18 protein-coding genes and 1 CRISPR repeat array are annotated in these 20351 nt (G+C 47.5%); of the genes, 14 read left to right on the top strand and 4 right to left on the bottom strand.

The genetic code is table 11. The features are described from left to right. The first annotated feature begins 2 nt into the window (after nucleotides 1-2). The 4 genes from cas7c to cas2 are packed head-to-tail and all read left to right on the top strand — an operon-like array spanning nucleotide 3 to nucleotide 2843. Complete coding sequence (gene cas7c / locus E6W40_RS27020) at nucleotides 3-866, top strand: type I-C CRISPR-associated protein Cas7/Csd2 (protein ID WP_136608679.1); 864 nt, start codon at nucleotides 3-5, stop codon at nucleotides 864-866. Continuing rightward, nucleotides 856-1515, top strand: coding sequence for a CRISPR-associated protein Cas4 (cas4, locus tag E6W40_RS27015; protein WP_136608678.1), 660 nt, complete (start codon nucleotides 856-858; stop codon nucleotides 1513-1515). The genes cas7c and cas4 overlap by 11 nt, the downstream gene beginning before the upstream one ends. Continuing rightward, entirely contained in the window at nucleotides 1512-2543 is a 1032-nt protein-coding gene (gene cas1c, locus E6W40_RS27010) for a type I-C CRISPR-associated endonuclease Cas1c (protein WP_136608677.1), read from the top strand. Before cas4 ends, cas1c begins: the two co-directional genes overlap by 4 nt. A 9-nt stretch (nucleotides 2544-2552) precedes the next feature. Next, entirely contained in the window at nucleotides 2553-2843 is a 291-nt protein-coding gene (cas2, locus tag E6W40_RS27005) for a CRISPR-associated endonuclease Cas2 (protein WP_136608676.1), read from the top strand. Between the two features lie 167 nt (nucleotides 2844-3010). Then, nucleotides 3011-5042: direct repeats of the CRISPR family, unit length 32 nt; unit sequence GTCGCACCCTACGTGGGTGCGTGGATTGAAAT. 57 nt (nucleotides 5043-5099) lie between these two features. Here the strand turns inward: cas2 and E6W40_RS27000 are convergent. Together E6W40_RS27000 and E6W40_RS26995 are read right to left on the bottom strand one after the other, a co-directional pair. Further along, a protein-coding gene (locus E6W40_RS27000) for an IS3 family transposase (RefSeq protein WP_136608675.1) occupies nucleotides 5100-6220 on the bottom strand; the annotation gives its coding sequence in 2 pieces (ribosomal slippage) (nucleotides 5100-5971 and nucleotides 5971-6220; 1122 coding nt in all). 89 nt (nucleotides 6221-6309) lie between these two features. Next, entirely contained in the window at nucleotides 6310-6720 is a 411-nt protein-coding gene (locus tag E6W40_RS26995) for a hypothetical protein (RefSeq protein WP_246073213.1), read from the bottom strand. Between the two features lie 216 nt (nucleotides 6721-6936). Here E6W40_RS26995 and E6W40_RS26990 point away from each other — a divergent pair, with 216 nt between their 5' ends. The 3 genes from E6W40_RS26990 (at nucleotide 6937) to E6W40_RS26980 (ending at nucleotide 9598) form a co-directional block, all read left to right on the top strand. Beyond that, nucleotides 6937-7302, top strand: a complete 366-nt coding sequence (locus tag E6W40_RS26990) for a sensory rhodopsin transducer (protein ID WP_136608674.1) — start codon at nucleotides 6937-6939, stop codon at nucleotides 7300-7302. A gap of 204 nt (nucleotides 7303-7506) precedes the next feature. Beyond that, on the top strand, nucleotides 7507-7884 hold the full coding sequence (locus E6W40_RS26985; RefSeq protein ID WP_168929072.1) for a hypothetical protein: 378 nt from the start codon (nucleotides 7507-7509) through the stop codon (nucleotides 7882-7884). 223 nt (nucleotides 7885-8107) lie between these two features. Further along, the gene (locus E6W40_RS26980; RefSeq protein ID WP_136608672.1) at nucleotides 8108-9598 is read left to right on the top strand and encodes a DEAD/DEAH box helicase; all 1491 of its coding nucleotides are present in this window, start codon (nucleotides 8108-8110) and stop codon (nucleotides 9596-9598) included. A gap of 94 nt (nucleotides 9599-9692) precedes the next feature. Here E6W40_RS26980 and E6W40_RS26975 read toward each other — a convergent pair whose 3' ends face one another. After that, nucleotides 9693-10442: a class I SAM-dependent methyltransferase gene (locus E6W40_RS26975; RefSeq protein ID WP_136608931.1), complete on the bottom strand. Its 750-nt coding sequence runs from the start codon at nucleotides 10440-10442 to the stop codon at nucleotides 9693-9695. A gap of 312 nt (nucleotides 10443-10754) precedes the next feature. On the opposite strand from E6W40_RS26975, the gene E6W40_RS26970 reads away from it, so the two are divergent. From E6W40_RS26970 to E6W40_RS26960, 3 genes are all read left to right on the top strand, one after another. Further along, nucleotides 10755-11348 carry a hypothetical protein gene (locus E6W40_RS26970; RefSeq protein WP_136608671.1) on the top strand — a complete coding sequence of 198 codons (594 nt, stop codon included), beginning with the start codon at nucleotides 10755-10757 and terminating at the stop codon, nucleotides 11346-11348. 78 nt (nucleotides 11349-11426) lie between these two features. Then, nucleotides 11427-13301, top strand: coding sequence for a cyclic nucleotide-binding domain-containing protein (locus E6W40_RS26965; protein ID WP_136608930.1), 1875 nt, complete (start codon nucleotides 11427-11429; stop codon nucleotides 13299-13301). Nucleotides 13302-13469: 168 nt separating this feature from the next. After that, nucleotides 13470-13973 carry a CYTH domain-containing protein gene (locus tag E6W40_RS26960; protein WP_136608670.1) on the top strand — a complete coding sequence of 168 codons (504 nt, stop codon included), beginning with the start codon at nucleotides 13470-13472 and terminating at the stop codon, nucleotides 13971-13973. Between the two features lie 84 nt (nucleotides 13974-14057). Here E6W40_RS26960 and E6W40_RS26955 read toward each other — a convergent pair whose 3' ends face one another. Further along, a complete protein-coding gene (locus tag E6W40_RS26955; protein ID WP_246073212.1) occupies nucleotides 14058-15086 on the bottom strand; it encodes a chitosanase in 1029 nt (342 codons plus the stop codon). 674 nt (nucleotides 15087-15760) lie between these two features. On the opposite strand from E6W40_RS26955, the gene rbsK reads away from it, so the two are divergent. The 4 genes from rbsK to E6W40_RS26935 are packed head-to-tail and all read left to right on the top strand — an operon-like array spanning nucleotide 15761 to nucleotide 20345. After that, nucleotides 15761-17716, top strand: coding sequence for a ribokinase (gene rbsK, locus E6W40_RS26950; RefSeq protein WP_136608669.1), 1956 nt, complete (start codon nucleotides 15761-15763; stop codon nucleotides 17714-17716). Nucleotides 17717-17743: 27 nt separating this feature from the next. After that, complete coding sequence (locus E6W40_RS26945) at nucleotides 17744-19114, top strand: acyclic terpene utilization AtuA family protein (protein ID WP_136608668.1); 1371 nt, start codon at nucleotides 17744-17746, stop codon at nucleotides 19112-19114. Further along, the gene (locus tag E6W40_RS26940) at nucleotides 19111-19422 is read left to right on the top strand and encodes a DUF4387 domain-containing protein (RefSeq protein WP_136608667.1); all 312 of its coding nucleotides are present in this window, start codon (nucleotides 19111-19113) and stop codon (nucleotides 19420-19422) included. The genes E6W40_RS26945 and E6W40_RS26940 overlap by 4 nt, the downstream gene beginning before the upstream one ends. Then, nucleotides 19419-20345 (top strand): ABC transporter permease, encoded by a 927-nt coding sequence (locus E6W40_RS26935; RefSeq protein WP_136608666.1) that lies wholly within the window; start codon nucleotides 19419-19421, stop codon nucleotides 20343-20345. The genes E6W40_RS26940 and E6W40_RS26935 overlap by 4 nt, the downstream gene beginning before the upstream one ends. Nucleotides 20346-20351: the final 6 nt, after the last annotated feature.

The raw sequence follows: 20351 nt of genomic DNA, 5'->3' as shown, positions 1-20351 counted from the left end.
ATATGAGCATTTTGGATCATAAAATTGATTTTGCGGTTGTCTTGTCAGTGAATACCGCCAATCCCAATGGAGACCCCTTGAATGGAAATCGTCCGAGACAGAATTACGATGGTTACGGGGAAATATCTGACGTGGCAATCAAACGGAAAATCAGAAATCGTCTACAGGACATAGGCGAATCTATTTTTGTACAATCAAATGACCGTAAGACCGATGCATATAATAGTTTAAGAGAGCGAGCGGACGGCAATGCGGAACTGAATCAAATTTTAAAATCTAAAACGAGTTCAAGCGATGAATTTGCTCGGATTGCTTGCCAGGAGTGGCTGGATGTTCGCAGTTTCGGTCAAGTGTTTGCTTTCAAAGGAACAGGAAGTGGAGGGGGCGTCTCTGTAGGTGTAAGAGGGCCGGTATCCATCCACACAGCTAAAAGCGTGGATCCGATTGATATTACAAGCATGCAGATTACGAAAAGCGTCAACTCTGAGCCAGGCAAAGACAGAGGATCCGATACCATGGGCATGAAGCATCGCGTGGATTTTGGCCTTTATGTTTTTTACGGAAGTATTAATACGCAACTGGCTGAGAAAACCGGATTCACGAACGAGGATGCGGAGAAGATCAAACAAGCACTGTGCACTCTTTTTGAAAATGACCTGTCCTCCGCAAGGCCAGAAGGAAGCATGGAAGTCCATAAAGTGTATTGGTGGGAACACAACTCCAGACTGGGACAATACTCATCGGCTAAAGTGCATCGTTCTTTAACCGTGAAATCACGGACGGATGAACCAAGAACCTTTGAGGATTATTCGATTGAAGTAAACGAGCTAGCCGGTTTAAAGATTGATACTGTCGATGGACGCTAATGAAGATGAGCATTACTTGATGCTTTCTGGTATCCAGCACTTTGAATTTTGTAAACGCCAGTGGGCGCTTATTCATATTGAACAACAATGGGAAGAGAATGTGCGAACCGTGGAAGGTCAGCATCTTCATCGCAAGGCAGATCAGCCTTTTGTCAGAGAGAAGCGGGGTGACAAGCTTACCGTGCGCGCAATGCCTGTGAAGTCAGAGGAGCTCCAGATTACGGGCATTTGTGATGTGGTAGAATTTCTCCAAGACAATGATGGTGTTGAAATCCATGGGGCCGAAGGGAAGTATATAGCGTATCCCGTGGAGTACAAAAGGGGTAAACCAAAAGTTAGCGATGCAGATGTGTTGCAGTTAGCGGCACAAGCCTTATGTTTGGAAGAAATGCTGCTGTGCAGGATCGAAACCGGCTATTTATTTTATAATGAAATCAAACACCGGGTTGAAGTGCAGCTAACAGAGGATATAAAAGATAAAGTGAAGTCCATTGTCACTGAAATGCAGGATTATTATAAACGGAGTCATACACCTAAAGTGAAAACAGGTCCCTTTTGCCAAAGCTGCTCTCTTCATTCGATTTGTTTGCCGGAGGTCATGAGCAAGCGGTCAGTCAGAAGTTATGTTGAGGGGAAAATTAGAGAATGAAAAAACTCTTAAACACGTTGTTTGTTACACAACCAGATGTGTATTTATCGCTCGATGGTGACAATATTGTTTTATTGAAGGAACAGGAGAAGCTGGGTAGGCTTCCCCTGCATAATCTGGAGTCGATTGTCGCTTTCGGCTACACAGGGGCAAGCCCAGCATTTATGGGCTACTGCGCAGAAAGAAACATCTCGATTGTGTTCATGACGATGAACGGTCGGTTTCTAGCAAGAGTGATCGGTGCGAGCAAGGGAAATGTAATTTTGCGAAAAAAGCAATGTCTGGTATCGGAAAGTGAGAACCTTTCAGCGAAGATTGCCCGTAATTTTATCATAGGTAAAATTTATAACCATAAATGGATTCTTGAGCGAATGACCCGAGATTACCCTCTTCGTGTGGATATAGGGGAGTTTAAAGCATCCTCCCGGCAATTGTCTTCCATCATGATGAGTATTAAAGAATGTGAAGATTTGGAGCGAATCAGGGGACTAGAGGGGCAAGCGGCATTAATTTACAATAAGCTGTTTGATCAGATGATTTTGCAGCAAAAAGAGGAGTTTTATTTCCGTGGCCGATCTCGTAGACCTCCCCTTGATAACGTGAATGCCATGCTATCGCTTGCATATACCCTTTTGGCTAATGATACAGCATCTGCATTAGAGGGAGTTGGATTGGACGCGTATGTCGGATTTTTACATCGGGATCGTCCTGGCCGTGCTTCAATGGCGCTAGATCTGATGGAGGAACTACGCGGTGTGTATGCGGATAGGTTCGTTTTGTCTCTCGTTAATAAAAAGGTGATGAATAAAGAAGACTTTGTCCGTAAAGAAAATGGAGCAGTTATCATGACAGATGAGGGTAGAAAGAAGTTTCTGACCGCTTGGCAAAATAAAAAGCAAGAGAAGATTACACATCCCTATTTAGGTGAGAGAATCTCTTGGGGATTAGTTCCACATGCACAGGCCTTGTTATTAGCGCGCTATTTGCGCAATGATCTTGATGAGTATCCTCCATTTCTATGGAAGTAGGTGCAGTGTATGCTTGTCCTCATTACGTATGATGTAAGTACAATGAGCAGCGAAGGGCAGCGTAGATTGCGCAAAGTATCAAAAATATGCCAAGACTACGGCCAACGTGTTCAGCATTCTGTATTTGAATGCATCGTAGATTCTACGCAGTTTGCGGTATTGAAAATGAAACTGATCGATGTCATTGACCAAGAAGAAGACAGCCTTAGATTTTATCAGATAGGCAACAATTACAAAAGCAAAGTAGAGCATGTAGGTATTAAGGAATCTATGGATCTAGAGGGTCCATTGATTTTGTAGTGCGAATGAGAAGCGAACATGATTTTCTAGGGGGATTCGCACCGAGAAAATATCAAAAAAAGATTTATTTTACAATTTAAGTAAGTGTTTTCGACATTGTTAGATGAATTTATCGTTATTTCTAGATTGAAATCCGATTATTTGAGATTTTTTGCTTTAAAATCGGAGTCGCACCCTACGTGGGTGCGTGGATTGAAATAAGCAACGCCTGTGCCAAAATTATGGAGGCCGGGGTCGCACCCTACGTGGGTGCGTGGATTGAAATACAATGATCATGATTTATGCTATCAAAAAATTCTCTGTCGCACCCTACGTGGGTGCGTGGATTGAAATATTATATTAGTGCTTATCTTTGACACCACTTTCGGGTCGCACCCTACGTGGGTGCGTGGATTGAAATAGTCCGATTTCTAGCACGAGATGGGGTGAGAAATGGGCGTCGCACCCTACGTGGGTGCGTGGATTGAAATCGATGAAGGTTACACAGGTATCCTCCAAAGGTGGGTCGCACCCTACGTGGGTGCGTGGATTGAAATCCGTCTTTATCCGTGTTGGCTTCATCGGGTGAAGGTGTCGCACCCTACGTGGGTGCGTGGATTGAAATTGAATGTCACCGACATGCTACTAACCGCAATCGGTCGCACCCTACGTGGGTGCGTGGATTGAAATCTCCTGGATCGGAACCTCAACCGGCTGCTGTGCAGTCGCACCCTACGTGGGTGCGTGGATTGAAATAGCTGTGCAATGGTATCATTGTACCCCGCCATTGTCGCACCCTACGTGGGTGCGTGGATTGAAATAACAATAAAAGATACACTAATATCACATCTCAAAGTCGCACCCTACGTGGGTGCGTGGATTGAAATCATGAATACCGCGGCAGCTCGCTCCGATCTCGGCGTCGCACCCTACGTGGGTGCGTGGATTGAAATCTATTGGTGCTGGGAAGTCATTGACTGACGCTGTTGTCGCACCCTACGTGGGTGCGTGGATTGAAATTGCTCCTGATTGTTCCAATTACGGCATTTGCCGCAGTCGCACCCTACGTGGGTGCGTGGATTGAAATTCCTGGTTACTAACCAGGGTGAAACGATCACCCTTGTCGCACCCTACGTGGGTGCGTGGATTGAAATTCTGGTAGTAGGTCAACGCTTGTGGTTTTTAGAGTCGCACCCTACGTGGGTGCGTGGATTGAAATACGGCGTTAGAGCCAATACCGTTGATGATGGATACGTCGCACCCTACGTGGGTGCGTGGATTGAAATCTACGAACAATTGAGGAATTGATACCGAAGCCGCCGTCGCACCCTACGTGGGTGCGTGGATTGAAATGATTCCGGGGAGATAGCGAAATCCACCGCCGATCCGTCGCACCCTACGTGGGTGCGTGGATTGAAATACATCAGATACATGCTGAACGTTCGGGAATAGATCGTCGCACCCTACGTGGGTGCGTGGATTGAAATAAAATGGCTAGTAACCAATCCCCGAACACCAATAGTCGCACCCTACGTGGGTGCGTGGATTGAAATTAGCATATACGGTGACGAGTGTCAATCTAGACCCAGTCGCACCCTACGTGGGTGCGTGGATTGAAATTAGCAAATGATGGATTATACGGTGTGTTCGTCACACGTCGCACCCTACGTGGGTGCGTGGATTGAAATTGGATAGTAATAAGTATGGTTGCCTTTTATTTTGGTCGCACCCTACGTGGGTGCGTGGATTGAAATTTTGGAACCGACATCCGGACGCCCTCCATATCCGTCGCACCCTACGTGGGTGCGTGGATTGAAATATTGCCGGTATCGTCCTTGATGGTGATCATTTCGCCAGTCGCACCCTACGTGGGTGCGTGGATTGAAATCAAGCTTCAATAACCTCTATTTCGGTTGGCTTACTGTCGCACCCTACGTGGGTGCGTGGATTGAAATATTTTTAGCCATGGATTATTGCTCCTCTCGATTTGTCGCACCCTACGTGGGTGCGTGGATTGAAATAGGAAACGTCCGATCTCTTCAGCGACAAATACGTGTCGCACCCTACGTGGGTGCGTGGATTGAAATATTATGTTCGGATATGGATTGTGGCTGATTTATGTCGCACCCTACGTGGGTGCGTGGATTGAAATGGAACATAATAAGGGTTAGCATCAAACCACGCTTGAGTCGCACCCTACGTGGGTGCGTGGATTGAAATTCACATCCGGATTATCTGACAACCTCGTGTATCCAGGGTTGGATTGTCAACAGTAAATCAAACAACCTTTTTAAGGGCTTCATAGCGATACTGAATAGGCGTCATATAGCCTAAAGTTCCATGAATACGATGGTTGTTAAACCAGTTGACGTAATCGGATAACTCCAGCTCTAGATGACGAAGACTCTGGAAGTTCATCTGGTTCACAAACTCGGTTTTCATGATCTTGTAGGTGGCTTCAGCCACAGCGTTGTCATACGGACAGCCTTTCATGCTTAACGATCGTCCAATTTTAAACGTCTTCAAAAGCTCGTCCATCTTTTGATTTTTGAACTCGCTACCACGGTCGGTATGAAACCACTGAATCTGTCGTAGATCGCCTTGTACCGTCGCAAAGGCGCGGGAAATCAAAGCAGCGTCCTTGTTCGGACCTGCACTATGGCCAATAATTTCTCGATTAAACAAATCCATCAGCACACAAATGTAATGCCAACGGTCCTGGACTTTCACATACGTCAGATCACTGACGACGAAGCGTTTGGCTTCCGTTTGCTCAAACTCACGATTCAGGACATTCGTCGTCGTTGCTTCATTACATGCCGTTTGATGGGGCCTGTATTGAGCTACCGTGTACGTTGAGACTAAACCTTTCTCTTTCATGATTCGGCCAATTCGACGTCTGGATACGACGAATCCGCGCTCATGGAGTTTTACTTTGATCTTGCATGTACCGTATGCTCTACGATTCTTGTGGAAGATCTCCGCAACAAATTCGGTGAGATCGTATTCATTCACTTGTTCTTTGGCTTCATAATAGAATGTACTCCTTGCGATTTGCAGGACGTCACACATTGCTGATACCGAGTATTTATCACGGTTGTTCTGGATGATAGCTACTTTCGTCCCATGATCAGCGCGGCTTGCTTTAAAATGTCGTTCTCCATCTTGAGTCGTTGAATCTCTTTACGCAAGTCGATCAGCTCATTTTCTTCTGCAGAGCGGTTGTCCTTCTCCTTGAAGGAGCCTGTGCTGTTGGATTGCTTGATCCAGCGGTCTAAAGCAGATGCCGTGAGGTCATATTCCTCCACAATCGCTGCTCGGGATTTCCCGTTTTCATAGAGCTGCACCATTTGTTTTTTGAACTCGGCTGTAAATGTACGTCGTTGTTGTTTTGGCATTGTAGAATTCCGCTCCTTAGCTTGATAATTTTATTCTACAAGCCCTTATTTTTTCTGTCCAACTAAGTGTAGACGATCCAGGTCGCACCCTACGTGGGTGCGTGGATTGAAATATATTCGCCGAGTCTTGTCGGGCTACCACAGGCGTCGCACCCTACGTGGGTGCGTGGATTGAAATTCCATTTTAAATGAGATGCTGCTGAATATTGCTTGTCGCACTCTACACTGTCTGATATGGAGCGGAGCAGGGATTGGATTTGAGTGTCGGTAATGATGTTGAAGGACAGCTGCTCGATCCGTTCCAGCTCCTTTTCGATGGCAGAGGAGGATAGGTGCAGCACCCGTGAGGATTTAAGGTATAGCTGCTCGTCATAGACTGAAAAGGCATACTGCTGCACGATCAGCGCAAATGCAAAGGTCATCGCAACGATAAAGGCAATGAGAATAGACAGTTTGTTTCTGATTTTCATATGCTTGAAATTCACAAACCATTTCTGCACGGCTACCTTCTCCCTGCTGATGTGGAATTTAGTACACATTATGTCACCGTCATGTAAACGCTGTCAATATGAGGAGATCCATTCCGGAGTCTGTTTTTTAAACAAGTAGAACGGAATCGTGCATTCATCTGCATAGTATGTAAAGGATAATCGGTTTTTGACACGAAATCTTTGAATAGGAACACTCGAATCTTTAAGAAGCGGAGTGAAGATAACATGTCAAAAGGCGAGCTGCAGTGGATTATCCCGGATGGATATATCCCTCCGGTCAGCAGCGGACAGCTGCAAAGTCATGAATCCGTATGTGTATTGAATCTAAGCCAGGAAGAAGTGACGGTGACGGTCAATGTCTTTTTTGAAGACCGGGAACCATTGCTTGGCATGACGGCTGCTGTTCCTGGGCAGCGGACCAAGCATATCCATACGGCTTCCTTGAATGCGGGGGGAGAGCATATTCCGGTAGGCGTGCCCTATGCGATGGAGGTTATCGGCAGCGCTCCTGTGTATGTGCAGTACAGCCGGCTCGATGCCACTCAAGCAGAGAATGCCCTCATGAGTGTGATGGCATTTCCAGTTAAGTAAGGCCAAGTTCATTCTAATTAAAGTGAAAAAGACATCAAGCGGATGAGGCTTGATGTCTTTTTTTGGGTAAATACTATTAAGAAGGTAATCAATTAACGTAGGCCATTGAATTTGACATTAATAACTGTATTTAGTATGATTACAGTACATCCTTTGTTACTACTTTAATTACAGTTACCATAAAAACTTTGAGATAGGCGGTGGATGATGATGACATTCGATATTGGCGATTGGGTCCAAGGAAAGACGGTAGAAGGTGAGTTCGTTCACGGATACATTGAAACAGTGGGTACCCAGCAAGAGATCGTTCGAGTACGCATCGTTCAATCGGACAATACGAGGGCGGTAGGCAGATCCATTGCTCTGCGCGGTTCCTGGCTGAAGCAGCTTCCGGTAAATCCGCTTGGAGATAAGAAGAACCTCGAAAGTCTGATTGATCTTGCTTTGTCGACATCTGATGAAGCTTGGTTTAACGAGTTGACGGACCGGATGAACACCCTGAAGAATGAAAAGGGGAAGACCAAGGAATTCCGGATCAACGGCTCGCGGATCAATCGGTTAGGCTCATACGAGAATAAATAAAAGTAAGCGAAGCATCGGGAGTAATTCCGGTGCTTCGCTTTTTTTAACCGCACATATACGATCTGTCAGCAGCGAAGTATCAGACTTTCATGCGTTCATGATGGAGGCGGAGAAATATTCCGCTTTTTTTTTTGCACTCGTCATGGTATCGTTATGTGTTATGAAAAAAAGAACGGCGCATGACGTGCTTCAGAATACTTGTGTTCAAAATGAAGGAGATAACATGACATTTAATGATTTGAATATCGCCCCTGCGATTTTAAAAGCTTTAGCAAAAGAGAACTATGCCAAGCCAACACCTATACAGGAACAATCGATTCCGGCCGTACTGGCTGGCAGAGACTTACTTGGCTGCGCTCAAACGGGAACGGGGAAAACGGCCGCGTTTGCGGTTCCGACGATCCAGCTATTAAGTGAAAAGCCTAATAAACCCGGTGCGGTTCGCCGTATTCGTTCATTGATTTTGACACCAACCCGAGAACTTGCCCTGCAAATTGCCGATAATATCAAGGCGTATAGCCAATTTACGGAAATACGCTGCTCCGCGATTGTTGGCGGCGTTTCCCAGAAAGTGCAGGAGCGGGCGCTTCAGCAAGGTGCAGATATCATTATTGCAACGCCGGGCAGACTTATCGATTTGATTAATCAAAAACGTATCGATCTGCAGCATGTGGAAATATTAGTGCTGGATGAAGCGGACCGGATGCTCGATATGGGCTTCATTCATGATGTGAAGAGAATCATCACCAAAATGCCGAGCAAAAAGCAAACACTGTTCTTCTCGGCCACGATGCCTCCGGAAATATCCAAATTGGTAAAAACTCTATTGGTGGACCCGGTTAAAGTAGAAATTACCCCTGTGTCTTCAACTGCGGATCGGATCAAGCAATCTGTATATTTGCTGGCCACGGGAAATAAGCAGAAGCAGCTGAACGAATTGCTGAAGGATGAATCGATCGTTTCGGCGCTCGTGTTTACGCGCACAAAGCGCGGTGCAGATCGGGTTGTACGTGATTTGAAGAAAGTGAATGTGGCGGCTCAGGCTATCCATGGAAATAAATCTCAAACAGACCGTCAGATTGCATTAAAGAATTTCAAGAGTGGAGTAACGCGTGTGCTGGTTGCGACGGATATCGCCGCTAGAGGAATCGATATTGATGAGCTTTCTCATGTTATCAACTTTAACCTGCCTAATATTCCCGAAACCTACGTGCATCGGATTGGCCGTACCGGTAGAGCAGGGCTGAGCGGGACTGCGATCTCCTTTTGTGAAGTGGACGAGCTTCCGTTCCTGAAGGATATTGAGAAGCTGATCGGAAAGAGCATTCCGGAAGTGAAGGATCATGAATTTCCGATGCCAAGATCCTCGAAGTCTGCAAAGTCAGAACGGCCAGCGAATTCAGGAACAGCTAAATCAGGCAAGCCCAAGGCAAGCCCGGCTCGTAAGCCAAATGATGGCCAAGCTCGAAATTCGAAGGATAATACAGCTCGTAAGCCGAATGAAGGCCAGGCTCGTTATTCCAAGGATGCTTCAGCTCGCAGCTCCAAAGGATTCCAATCCCGTAATTCCAAGGAAAGCACGGCTCGTAAGACAGAAGAAAATCCGGCTCGCAAGCCCAGAGTAAATCCGGAGCGCAAGCCCAGAGTAAATCCGGAGCGCAAGCCCAAAACCGATTGGAGCCGGAAGGGCAGCAAAGCGAGCAGATTCAATTAGATAAGACAAGCTTTATAACTGCAGCTTGCCAATGTTGAGCCAAGCTGCAGCTGAATAAGAACAGGCCGTCTGCGTCAGCAGACAGCCTGTTTTTTTATTTTCTGGCTATAATCATGAAGCGCTCTGAATTCGTTCGAATTCCCTTTTCTGTTCGATGCTCTTCAATAAACTGGCGCAGAACTTGAAAATCCATTTCATTTTGTCCAAAGCCCGGCACAATGGGAGTATATTTTAACAGGAAGACGAGATCCTCGGCGGTTTGATAATATTCGGTAGCGTTGTATTCAAGAGCCTGAATTCGGGAAAAACCGACTTCCTTCAGCTCAGAAATATAACGAGCCTTGAGCTTCCCTTTCCCGCTTTCCCATGCTTGGCCCCTTCCAAAGGCTTGCTTGAGGTTCATTTTGTCATGCTCGCTGACCTGCTGGGTAAGAAATACACCATCGCTTGCGAGTACCCTCGCGGCTTCCCCGGCATGGAATTCCGAATGTCTGCAGGAGATCATATTAAAAAAGTCTGGGGGGAATTGCAGCTGAGATGCCTCCATTTGCAAAAAGCGTACATTAGATCTGCCGGACTTCTTAAGATTGCTGGCCGCTGTCTCCATCATGCCCTTAGAGTGGTCGATTCCGACCAGCAGTAAAGCCGAATCCGAAATGGATAACAGCGATTCACCTCCGCCGGTACCGATATCCAGCAGGATATCCCCAGGTTTGCATAACGAGGTCACTTCATCGTAGAAATCCCACGCCGCTCCATCCACAGTCACATTCAATCTGCTGAAGTCCCATCCGTTCATGCGTCCAACTGTATTGTAAAATTGCTTGTAATCGATTGCCTTCATATTGTATACCGCCTTCCAAGTGGATTGAATAGCTGTAATATATCCTTCAAAAATATCAGTTGATATACGATCAGAGGACAGACGGCCCCCTTGATAGCTGGTACGCGTTTTAACCCAGCCCGGCAACTAAATACCTCGAACGATACGGAATGCCATCCGGTTCACCCCATTTGAAAGATTATGCTCATTTTATATTGAAAAATACGTCTAATCAAGGGAAAAAATGGTACATATTGGATTGTTATTATTTCCTGTTTTTGCTATCATTTTTTATAGTAGAATTTAAGAATCGATGAATTGAGGTCAGGGCTGATGAATCGTAGAATAATTTTAACGACAGCCGCTTCTTTGGTGATTGGCGTCGTTGCAGGAACAGGCATTATGATGAATGATCAAGCCTATCAGTCGGTAAAGCAGGCTGTGGGCGGCGGAACGAGCAACTCCGTTGGACAGATTGATATTAGCAGCATGGATATTGAAACGGCGCTGATGGCTGTTCAGGAACAGCGGACGTCTTTGTTGGAGCAGCAGCTGAATCAGCAGATGACGGAAGTTCAGAATCGCAATTCACAAATTGCGAGCGTTAATGACCTGCTGTCCAGTGTCAATGACGTCAGATCCCAGGATAATGCAACCGGACAGTACGATCTTCCGAGCGACATTAACAGTAAACTGTCTGAACAAGGTCTTGGGGACGGAAGCAAGACAAGCTATACGAAGGACGAGCTGGACAAAATGAGTCAGGATTTAAAAGGTAAAATAGACTCGTTATCGAATAGCCAGCAGATGGATATGCTGCGTCTTCAGTCGATGAGCAACAAACGCAATGAGGCTTTTGACACGATGACAAATTTCGTTAAGAAGATGCAGGATTCCCGAAACAGCATTATTGGTAATATGAGATAAAATGAAGTTTAAAACATTAATGATCAAAGAGAGGAATCTGCCGTACGGCGGATTCTTTTCGTGTATGGAGAGATGGAAATGACAATGATGGCGGTAGATTTTTTACGAGGCCACCCGCTTTTTCGTGGTGTACCCGTTCCCGAGCTGGAAGGGGCAGCTATGTCAATGCATGAAGAGAGCTTCCACGACGGAGACAGCCTGATTGTGGAGGGCAGCTACGGTAACTCATGTTATTTCGTCATGGACGGGCAGGTTCAGGTGGTCTCCCGAAATTTGGTCGGACAATCGGTTACGCTGGATGTTCTGGGCGAAGGCGCGCTGATCGGCGAGGTGGCTCTTTTTCTCGAGGAAAAGAGAACCTCAGGCGTGCAAGCAATCGGTGAGGTTAAAGCGCTCCGGCTGGAACAGAATGCCTTTAGCCGACTGGCTGCGGCAAGCCCGATGTTTCATGAAAGCTTATCCTTTTCGGCACGGATCCGGACGATGCATGCCATGCTCAGCAAAGCGACGATCTGGGCTGCAATTCCGAATGCCGAGCTTCGCGGGCTGGCCGAAGTCACCGTAAGGCGGAAGGTCTATAAAGGCGACGTGATAGTGACGGAAGGCGTGATGGCTGACAGGTTCTATATGATCGCGGAAGGCCGATTTGAGGTCCGCTCCGGACGCCGGAAGAAGGCCGTATATGAAGCTGGGGATTATTTCGGCGAGATGGATTTGCTGACAGGCGCAGCGAATACAGGGACCATCACGGCACTGGAAAATGGTGAGCTGATGGTGATGGGCAGGGATGAATTTCATTTTGTCCTCCAGCAGTATGAACCGGTCAGACGGCAGTTCCATGAGGTGCTGCGCATCCGCCGGCCTGATCTCTTGAATGAGACCGTGAAATCCAAGCTGCAGTTCTCAGAGGAGCCCAAGGAACAAACAGCACAGAGCGGAACGGGCCTGGATGCGGCTATCCCTGCACCTCCATCTGCTAAAAGGGAACGCTGGATGGATATTCTCCTCGGACTCGGCGGGATTTTCATAGTGTTCACGGTACTTGCAGCCTGGCTGAAGCAGCCCATCTGGATCTATGCGGCCCTTCTGTCCGGTGGATTTGTAGGTCCTGTATCCTTTGTGGCGTATATGCGCAGCTCCCAGCTGCTGGGCTTTCGGGTTATGCGTGTAGTCATAATTTTTGCAGCTTCGGCAGTTGTAGCTTTGCCCATCGCTTGGCTGCTTGAGCATGAGTGGCTGGACATTACCGGGATGCAGTCTGATCCGGCCGGGCATGTCAGAGCGGCCATTCTCATTGCTGTTATTGAAGAATTCGCGAAGCTGCTGGTCTGCTTGATATTCCTGCGCAGCCGCAAGCAGCGTTTTCTCATGGATGCGATCGTATTCGGCGCTGCTGCAGGCATGGGCTTCGCAGCGATCGAGAGCATTCTTTACGGACTAACCTTTCTGCAAAATCATGCAACTTCAGGCATGCTCGCTGTACTATGGGTACGAGCGCTTATATCCCCGTTCGGTCACGGAACATGGACGGCGATTGCGGCCGCCGGGATTTGGTATGCAATGGGACGAGGCTTGAATTCATCCGGTGCCCGCGGGATGCAGATGAAGAATATACTGGCGATGATCACTCTGCTGCTCATGAGTATTCTGCTGCATGCCTTATGGGATTTTCAATATAACACCGGAGCGTTGAAGCTGATCGGGATGCTGGTTGTCGCCGTTGCAGGCGTGGCACTGCTTTATATGCTGATCCGCCGGGGTTCCCGGGATGAGAAATACATGCTGTATGCCGTCAATCCGGAACAGCAGCTGGAAGAAAGATTGAAGGCAGCCGTTAGCCATGATCAAGCGAAGGGGGAAGCCGTTCAATCCCTGGTCTGCGATGCATGTAAAACCGTCTCACCTGCGGGCTCCAGATACTGCGGCCGATGCGGTCAGGCGTTGAAGCTGTAAGGAATCATTTATTGCCTAAGGGTGTAATCCAAAGGGCCGTTTCAAGGAATCATCCTTGAGCGGCCTTTTTATATTGTTCTGAATCCATTTCAAGTGATTGTCCCCCTATGTATTCATTCGTATAATGTAAGTTACAAGGTCCAGATTAGCGAACAGGAGGAACAGTATATGACGCTTGAAATTGAACGTAAATTCCTGCTGCCGGAATATCCGGAAGCTCTCATTCAGGAAAATGTCATCCAGATTAAAAAGGAGCAGTTGATTGAGCAAACCTATTTGGCCATGGCAGGAGACCAGGAGCTGAGAGTTCGCAAAATCAAAGATCTTACCCATGATCAACTGGAATTCACCCACACATTCAAAAAAGGGCATGGTATTGCGCGTGAAGAGGTGGAATACTCGATCTCGGAGGGGCTCTATGAGCAAATGGTAACTAAGCATCAGGCAATTCCGCTGATCAAAAAACGGACTACTGCTGTGTGGGGCGATACAGTGATTGAAATCGACGACTACAAGCAGATCCGCCTCATGGTGCTTGAAGTGGAATTTGACTCGGTTGAGGAGGCAGAAAGCTTTATTCCGCCGGAATGGTTTGGCAAGGATATCAGCACCGAGAAGCAATACAGCAATAAAAAGGTGTGGAAAGAATTGCAGGAGAGCAAGGAAGATTGAACCGGTGAAGCAATAAAACAGGGAGCATCCAGAGATGCTTCCTGTTTTATTTTTCGCTATCAGATGATGTACAAATATACTAAATTACTGCATGGTCCAGCTGGTAGCCTTTTTGACAGCCGCATCGGCATTCTTCAGATCCGTTTCTCCTGAGCTCAGGAGAGAGCTCCATTGTTTTACACGGTTTTTCCCGTTGGGTGGCTGGTTATAGTCGTTCGTGTCCACGATCTTGGTGCGTTCGGCATAGAATTTGGTCATAAAGGTCTTTTCGTCCTTGCTGCTGCCGGAACGGGAGAGAATGCCTTCCAGACTGCCGGAATCCCCGTCAGCGCCTTGGTTCAAAGCAGTATCCACGAAAGAACCGATGGTCAGGGCCGAGGTGAAGCCGCGTTTCTTCGCTTGGTCTACACTATATTTGATATATACATTATAGAAGGTGCGCCACATGGCTTCTCTCCAGGCCGCGTTGTTTTGGAGTCCGTTAATTTTTTTGATAAATACGCTTTTGCTATCCGTTATTTTCAAAATCGAACCGCTCATCTTCCCATTGACCCCGATACGCTTCAGACCGCCCTCAACCGACGGACTGCTTGCTCCGCTGATTCTGTCATATTCTTTGAAAAGATCCGGACCATCCGGGCCGGTGTCATTGGAACCACCGGTCGTCGCGCCGAAAATGCCGATCGTGTATCCGCGGTTGTCGCCGATATCCTCGCAGTATCCGTAATATTTTGTCCAGTTCAGGTCATCCTGTTCAGGCTTGTTCACGAGCTTCATGATGTTATCCCATTGTTCACCGTCAAGTCCCGTATTGGTTTTCAGGAATTGAAGGGTGCTCGGAGAGAAGTTGGCATCATGATCTGTAGCAGCTGCAACAGCTTGAGCGCTGAAATCAGCGCTTTCGGCCGACAAGGACTCACTGGTTCCGATTTCCGGATCGCTGCTCAGCTCTGCTCCATCCAAGGACTCAACAGGAGCGTTATTTTCATCAGCAAAAGCCTTTGTTTGCACAGGACCGGACATGACGGTAATCGAACCAAGAACAGCAAAGCTCAGCAAAATCGCAATGAATTTTCCTTTGGTGGTGGTTGATCCAGTATTCGTTGTTTTCATTATTAAATTCCTCCTGAATTTTAATTAAGTAAAAGCGCTTTAACTTTTAGGCGAAAATAAATCACCGCTGAATTTCCGACTCAGGCTGAAAATATTGAGATGACATTTGTAGGATGAATCAGCTCCTTCCATTTTTCACATTAGTTTAAGCGCCTAAACTTTTGGGCCGAGAGAAACCACACCTATGCTTCTGAAAAAGAGTCCGTAATATGCAGAAGGAATGGATTCTTAAATCTGTAGGTCTGTCTCCATCTACATATGATGTAGCAAGAGCATACAGGAGAATAATCTGCTTGTACAGGGGCTTAAATAACTAAAATTTTATGTATTGGCATGTAGATATTTTCTCCTATACCACATGTCGAATGTAGTTTTTTGTTGTATTAATGTATGATGTAATTCCAATTTGAATAAGTTTTTTTCTTCGGAAATCACCTGGAATGTTCTATTCCTACAAGGTGAAAAATACGGGATTTTTATCCAAGGAAACAATTGACTTGAGAAATATTTCATGCTAAGTTTGTGTCACGAAATCATTTTACTAAAATAGTTTCGCCGCGATTTTCCACATAACTCACAGTCAAACTCATCAGTTTTACTCACCAGAACTTCCACCAGTATGAGAAGCAGATTACCAGAATTGTTCCCAAAGTATATTAAAAAGAGGTTGTAGGATGGATAAATGGTATAGTCCTTCAGAATCTTCAGGTTCCAGCACAATGACAATTAAAGATATTGCGAGACTTGCCGGAGTCTCTATTGCAACCGTTTCCAAAGTGCTTAATAGCAAAGACCAGGATATTAGCGAAGAGACCCGGGCGAAGATAAACAAGGTGATCAGTGATCACAACTATATTCCCTACCGCAAAGTTGTCAAACGGATGGGCGCGAAGAGCGACACGATCGGGCTTGTGATCTCGTCCGGTGATGTTGCAAGCAGAGAATGGATCCGGGGTGCCGAAGCCGCGGCTTACCAGGAAGAGATGAGCCTCATCATCTGCCATACGGAAGGCCTTGAATCGAAGGAGAAGCATTATCTTAGAATCCTTCAGGACCGCAATGTAGAAGGTATCCTGCTGGTTCCTGCTCCAGAGCGCAGAGGAGATACGCTGGCCGCTCAGACGGAAGAGGAACTGCCGGTAGTGATCGTGGATCATCATACCTATGAAGCGGATATTTCGCATATCACACTGGATGTTGAGCAAGGTATTTATCTGGCTGTGCAAGGTCTGATTGAAGGCAGACATGAGCGAATCGGCTATATCGGTGGTCCATTAACGAATCTTTCTGAGCTCGCCAAGCTGGAAGGCTACAAGAAGGCGCTGTATGAGAGTCATATTAACCTGGATAAAAATCTTGTTTATGAAAGCGCATCGGGCAATCAAAAGTCCAGCGGCTACGAAGGAGCCAAGTATCTTCTGTCCATGGGTGCGACAGCGATCGTGACATGCAGCGATATTATCGCATGCGGTGTCTATACTGCGGCGGCGGAGCAGTCCGTCCGTATCCCGGACGCGCTGTCTGTGATCGGTTTCGGTGATTCGGATATCTGCGAGCTGGTCATCCCGTCCCTAAGCTCGGTTCAGTATCCACTTTACGAAAGCGGGTTCGCGGCGGTCATGACCTTGCTCGGCCAAATCCGTCATCAGGAGAGAGGGAAGAAGCTGGTATTTCAGCCTTCCGTTGTCGTTCGTGACAGTGTATCAGATGCCCCTCATATCGATCTGACACCGAAGGAGAAAATCGCGATCGTAGGTAGCTTGAACATGGACATCATCATGCGGGTGCCTCATATTCCCAAGGTTGGAGAGACCATTCTGGCGCAGGACGTCAAGAATGCTGCCGGCGGCAAGGGAGCGAACCAGGCGGTTGGGGCTGGCAAGCTCGGAGGCAAGGTCTACATGATTGGCAGGGTCGGGAATGACCTATATGGACGGGAGCTCTACAACGGGTTGATTAAAAATGGAGTGGATGCAAGTGGCGTCATCTTCGATGAGCTTCTACCCACAGGCAATGCGTATATCCATGTCTCGGATAAAGGGGAGAACAATATCGTTGTTAACCCGGGGGCAAATTCCCGGCTGAATCTGGAGCAGGTACAGAACGTGGAATGGATCTTCGATGAAGTGTCATTCTGTCTGGTACAGATGGAGATTCCAGCGGATACGATCCGTTATGTCGCGAGCATCTGCAAGCGTAAAAACGTAAAGCTCATCATCAAGCCCGCACCCGCGCATAATTTCAACTTCGAGAACTTTGAGGAAGGCTTCCTGATCGTTCCCAACGAAACTGAGCTGGCCCTGATGTTACCAGGCGAGCAGTCCATTGAGGAGAAAGCGTACCGGCTGCTGAATATGAACTATCAGAACGTGATTGTGACATTGGGTGAAAGAGGCTGCTTGCTGATTAACGGGGACACGAAGCAGTACTTCGCGGCTGCGGATTTCAGAGCTGTCGATACGACGGCTGCAAGCGATTCGTTCATCAGTGGCCTGACCGTGGCGTTGTCCGAAGGAAAGGACATGATTGAAGCCATCCGCTATGGTTCGCTGGCGGCAGGCATTACCGTAAGCAGGGAAGGTGCGCAGCCATCGCTGCCGGATCAGGACACAATCCGAATATATATGTAAATGCATAAGATGGAGGCTAAGGTGAGCATGGATGAATACAGAATATTAGCACCTTGCGGCATGCTGGGCTATGGATTTCCGAAGGCTTCATTCCAGAAGGGAATGGAGCAGAGGCCTGACGCTATTGTGGTCGATGCGGGTTCGACGGATGCCGGTCCGCATAAGCTGGGCGCAGGGACGGCGATTGTCAGTAAACAGGCATGCAAGAAAGATCTGGAGCTTATGATTACGGCAGGTGCTGCGTCCGGCATTCCGGTTATTATCGGATCTGCAGGCGGCAGCGGTGCCCGGATTCACGTGGAATGGACACAGTCTATCGTGATGGAGATTGTGAAGGAACATCAGCTGAGCGACCTGAATATCGCGGTGATCTGGGCCGACATTCCGCATGAAGTGGTGAAGGCAAGTCTTGCGGCAGGCAAGTGTGAGCCCCTTAACCTGACGGTAAAGCCATTAACGGAGGAGCGCCTTGAAGAGACGAGCCGCATCGTGGCCCAAATGGGCCATGAGCCCATTGTCAAAGCGCTGAAAGCTGGTGCCGACATTATTATCTGCGGCCGGGCCTATGATCCGTCACCGTTCGCGGCGGCAGCCATTCATAACGGCTTTGATACGGCGCTCGCTTATCATCTCGGCAAAATCCTGGAATGTGCGGCGCTTTGTGCGGATCCCGGAACTACGAAAGATTGCATGCTTGGCATTCTGAAGAAGGATTCTTTTATTGTGAAGCCACTGAACGACAAGAGGAAATGTACGACCATCTCAGTGGCGGCGCATACCTTTTACGAAAAGGATCATCCGTATTTGCTGCACGGTCCCGGCTCGATTCTGGATCTGGAGCAATGCGAATTCAAGGAGCTGGGAGACGGCAGCGTCGAGGTAAGCGGCAGCAGAATCCATGAAACGCCAGTATATAAAATCAAGCTTGAGGGAGCCATGAAAACCGCTTACCGCACGATTGTTGTGGCAGGTGTCCGCGATCCGCTTCTGATCTCCAAGATCGAGGAAGTGGAAAAACTCGTCAAGCAGCAGGTCCATGAATACTACGATGATATACCTGTAAACGCTTACCAAATTAATTTTATTAATTACGGTTTTAACGGTGTGATGGGACAGCTGGAGCCGACTCCAATACCGGGGCATGAGGTTGGGATTGTGATCGAGGTGGTTGCCGATACGCAGGAGCTCGCCGACACGATATGCAGCTCGGTCCGTTCTACCTTCCTGCATTACGGTTACGAGGGACGGAAGTCCACGGCTGGCAATCTTGCCTTTCCATTTGCCCCAAGTGACATTTCGTTTGGTGCTGTCTATGAATTTTCCATCTATCATCTAATGGAAGTGAGAGACGCTCTTGAGATGTTCACCTGCGAATTCATTCAGGGGGGATCGAAATGAAGCTCTATGATGCTGCCGCCGTACTGCGCAGCAAGAACAGCGGACCATTTGAAATCACTGTAGATGCGCTGTTTGATCATTTTGATACATACAACAAGATCAAACAGTCCGGAATCATCAACAAAGATACCGTGTCCAGACTTTACAATATTGAGCCCGATCATATCACGCAGATTGTATTTTTTGATCAGGCCATGGGCTTCAAGATAACCTTCGCCCGTAGCGTGTCATCCGGTTCTTTTTTGGACCGTGACGTTTACGGAGCACAGCAGCATGCGCCGCTAATGGACCTGGAGGTGGAGATATGAGCAGGACGAGGTCACTCCCGGCTCCCAAGCCCTCCAAGCTCAAGCAGATCAGTGCTGACAAAATCCTGTATCTGATGCTGCTGCCGGCCATCCTCTTCTATGTCATTTTTCATATCTGGCCGATTTATGAGATGAAGCTCGCCTTTTATGATTACCGCATCATTGGCGACGATATCTTCGTTGGCTTCAAATACTTCAAAGAGCTGTTCAGCACGCCTATTTTCACAAAAGTCATCGTGAATACGCTGATTATCAGCGCGATGAAAATGTTCCTGCTCTTCCCGATTCCGATTCTGTTCGCCCTGGCTCTGAATGAGTTCATGAATGGAGCCTTCCGTAAGACCGTACAGGTCGTTTCCTATCTTCCGCATTTTCTTTCCTGGGTTGTTATTGCCGGTGTATGGTATGAATTTTTGTCCCCATCAACCGGAGCTATTAATGAAATCATTAAGTTTTTCGGGTTTCAGCCTCATGACTTTCTGACCGACAAGAGCAGCATCCGCTGGGTGCTCGTGGCGAGTGAAGCGTGGCGCAGCATGGGTTGGGATTCCATCATCTACCTCGCGGCGATCATTGGCATTAATCCTGCCCTTTATGAAGCAGCCCGCGTGGATGGAGCCAGCCGCTGGCATATCATGACCCGGATTGTCTTGCCGCATCTGTTGATACCGATGGTAACGATTTTTATCCTGAATATCGGCTTTATCATGAACGCAGGACTGGATCAAATCCTGAACTTTACGAACGATTCTATCGCCAGCCATATTGATATCATCGATACCTTCGTGTACCGCATGGGCTTGCTCAATGGTCAATATTCCCTTGCTACAGCAGCGAATTTGTTCAAGAGCCTGATCGGAGTCATTCTGGTTCTGTCCACCCATTTCTTATCGAAAAAAATGACCGGCAAAGGCGCATGGTAGGGAGGA

The organism is Paenibacillus dokdonensis (assembly GCF_004916975.1).
Classification (GTDB): domain Bacteria; phylum Bacillota; class Bacilli; order Paenibacillales; family Paenibacillaceae; genus Paenibacillus_AQ; species Paenibacillus_AQ dokdonensis.
The sequence above is the reverse complement of the archived record's forward strand: the minus strand, read 5'-3'. Positions and strand labels throughout refer to the sequence as shown.

What these genes read in the sequence shown, in the direction of transcription:
- cas4 (WP_136608678.1), top strand. Translation starts at nt 856, where the DNA reads ATGGACGCTAATGAAGATGAGCATTACTTGATGCTTTCTGGTATCCAG.
- E6W40_RS26970 (WP_136608671.1), top strand. Translation starts at nt 10,755, where the DNA reads ATGAATCGTAGAATAATTTTAACGACAGCCGCTTCTTTGGTGATTGGC.
- E6W40_RS26985 (WP_168929072.1), top strand. Translation starts at nt 7,507, where the DNA reads ATGATGATGACATTCGATATTGGCGATTGGGTCCAAGGAAAGACGGTA.
- E6W40_RS26940 (WP_136608667.1), top strand. Translation starts at nt 19,111, where the DNA reads ATGAAGCTCTATGATGCTGCCGCCGTACTGCGCAGCAAGAACAGCGGA.
- cas1c (WP_136608677.1), top strand. Translation starts at nt 1,512, where the DNA reads ATGAAAAAACTCTTAAACACGTTGTTTGTTACACAACCAGATGTGTAT.
- E6W40_RS26945 (WP_136608668.1), top strand. Translation starts at nt 17,744, where the DNA reads ATGGATGAATACAGAATATTAGCACCTTGCGGCATGCTGGGCTATGGA.
- E6W40_RS26965 (WP_136608930.1), top strand. Translation starts at nt 11,427, where the DNA reads ATGACAATGATGGCGGTAGATTTTTTACGAGGCCACCCGCTTTTTCGT.
- cas7c (WP_136608679.1), top strand. Translation starts at nt 3, where the DNA reads ATGAGCATTTTGGATCATAAAATTGATTTTGCGGTTGTCTTGTCAGTG.
- E6W40_RS26990 (WP_136608674.1), top strand. Translation starts at nt 6,937, where the DNA reads ATGTCAAAAGGCGAGCTGCAGTGGATTATCCCGGATGGATATATCCCT.
- E6W40_RS26980 (WP_136608672.1), top strand. Translation starts at nt 8,108, where the DNA reads ATGACATTTAATGATTTGAATATCGCCCCTGCGATTTTAAAAGCTTTA.
- E6W40_RS26955 (WP_246073212.1), bottom strand. Translation starts at nt 15,086, where the DNA reads ATGAAAACAACGAATACTGGATCAACCACCACCAAAGGAAAATTCATT.
- E6W40_RS26960 (WP_136608670.1), top strand. Translation starts at nt 13,470, where the DNA reads ATGACGCTTGAAATTGAACGTAAATTCCTGCTGCCGGAATATCCGGAA.
- rbsK (WP_136608669.1), top strand. Translation starts at nt 15,761, where the DNA reads ATGGATAAATGGTATAGTCCTTCAGAATCTTCAGGTTCCAGCACAATG.
- cas2 (WP_136608676.1), top strand. Translation starts at nt 2,553, where the DNA reads ATGCTTGTCCTCATTACGTATGATGTAAGTACAATGAGCAGCGAAGGG.
- E6W40_RS26935 (WP_136608666.1), top strand. Translation starts at nt 19,419, where the DNA reads ATGAGCAGGACGAGGTCACTCCCGGCTCCCAAGCCCTCCAAGCTCAAG.
- E6W40_RS26975 (WP_136608931.1), bottom strand. Translation starts at nt 10,442, where the DNA reads ATGAAGGCAATCGATTACAAGCAATTTTACAATACAGTTGGACGCATG.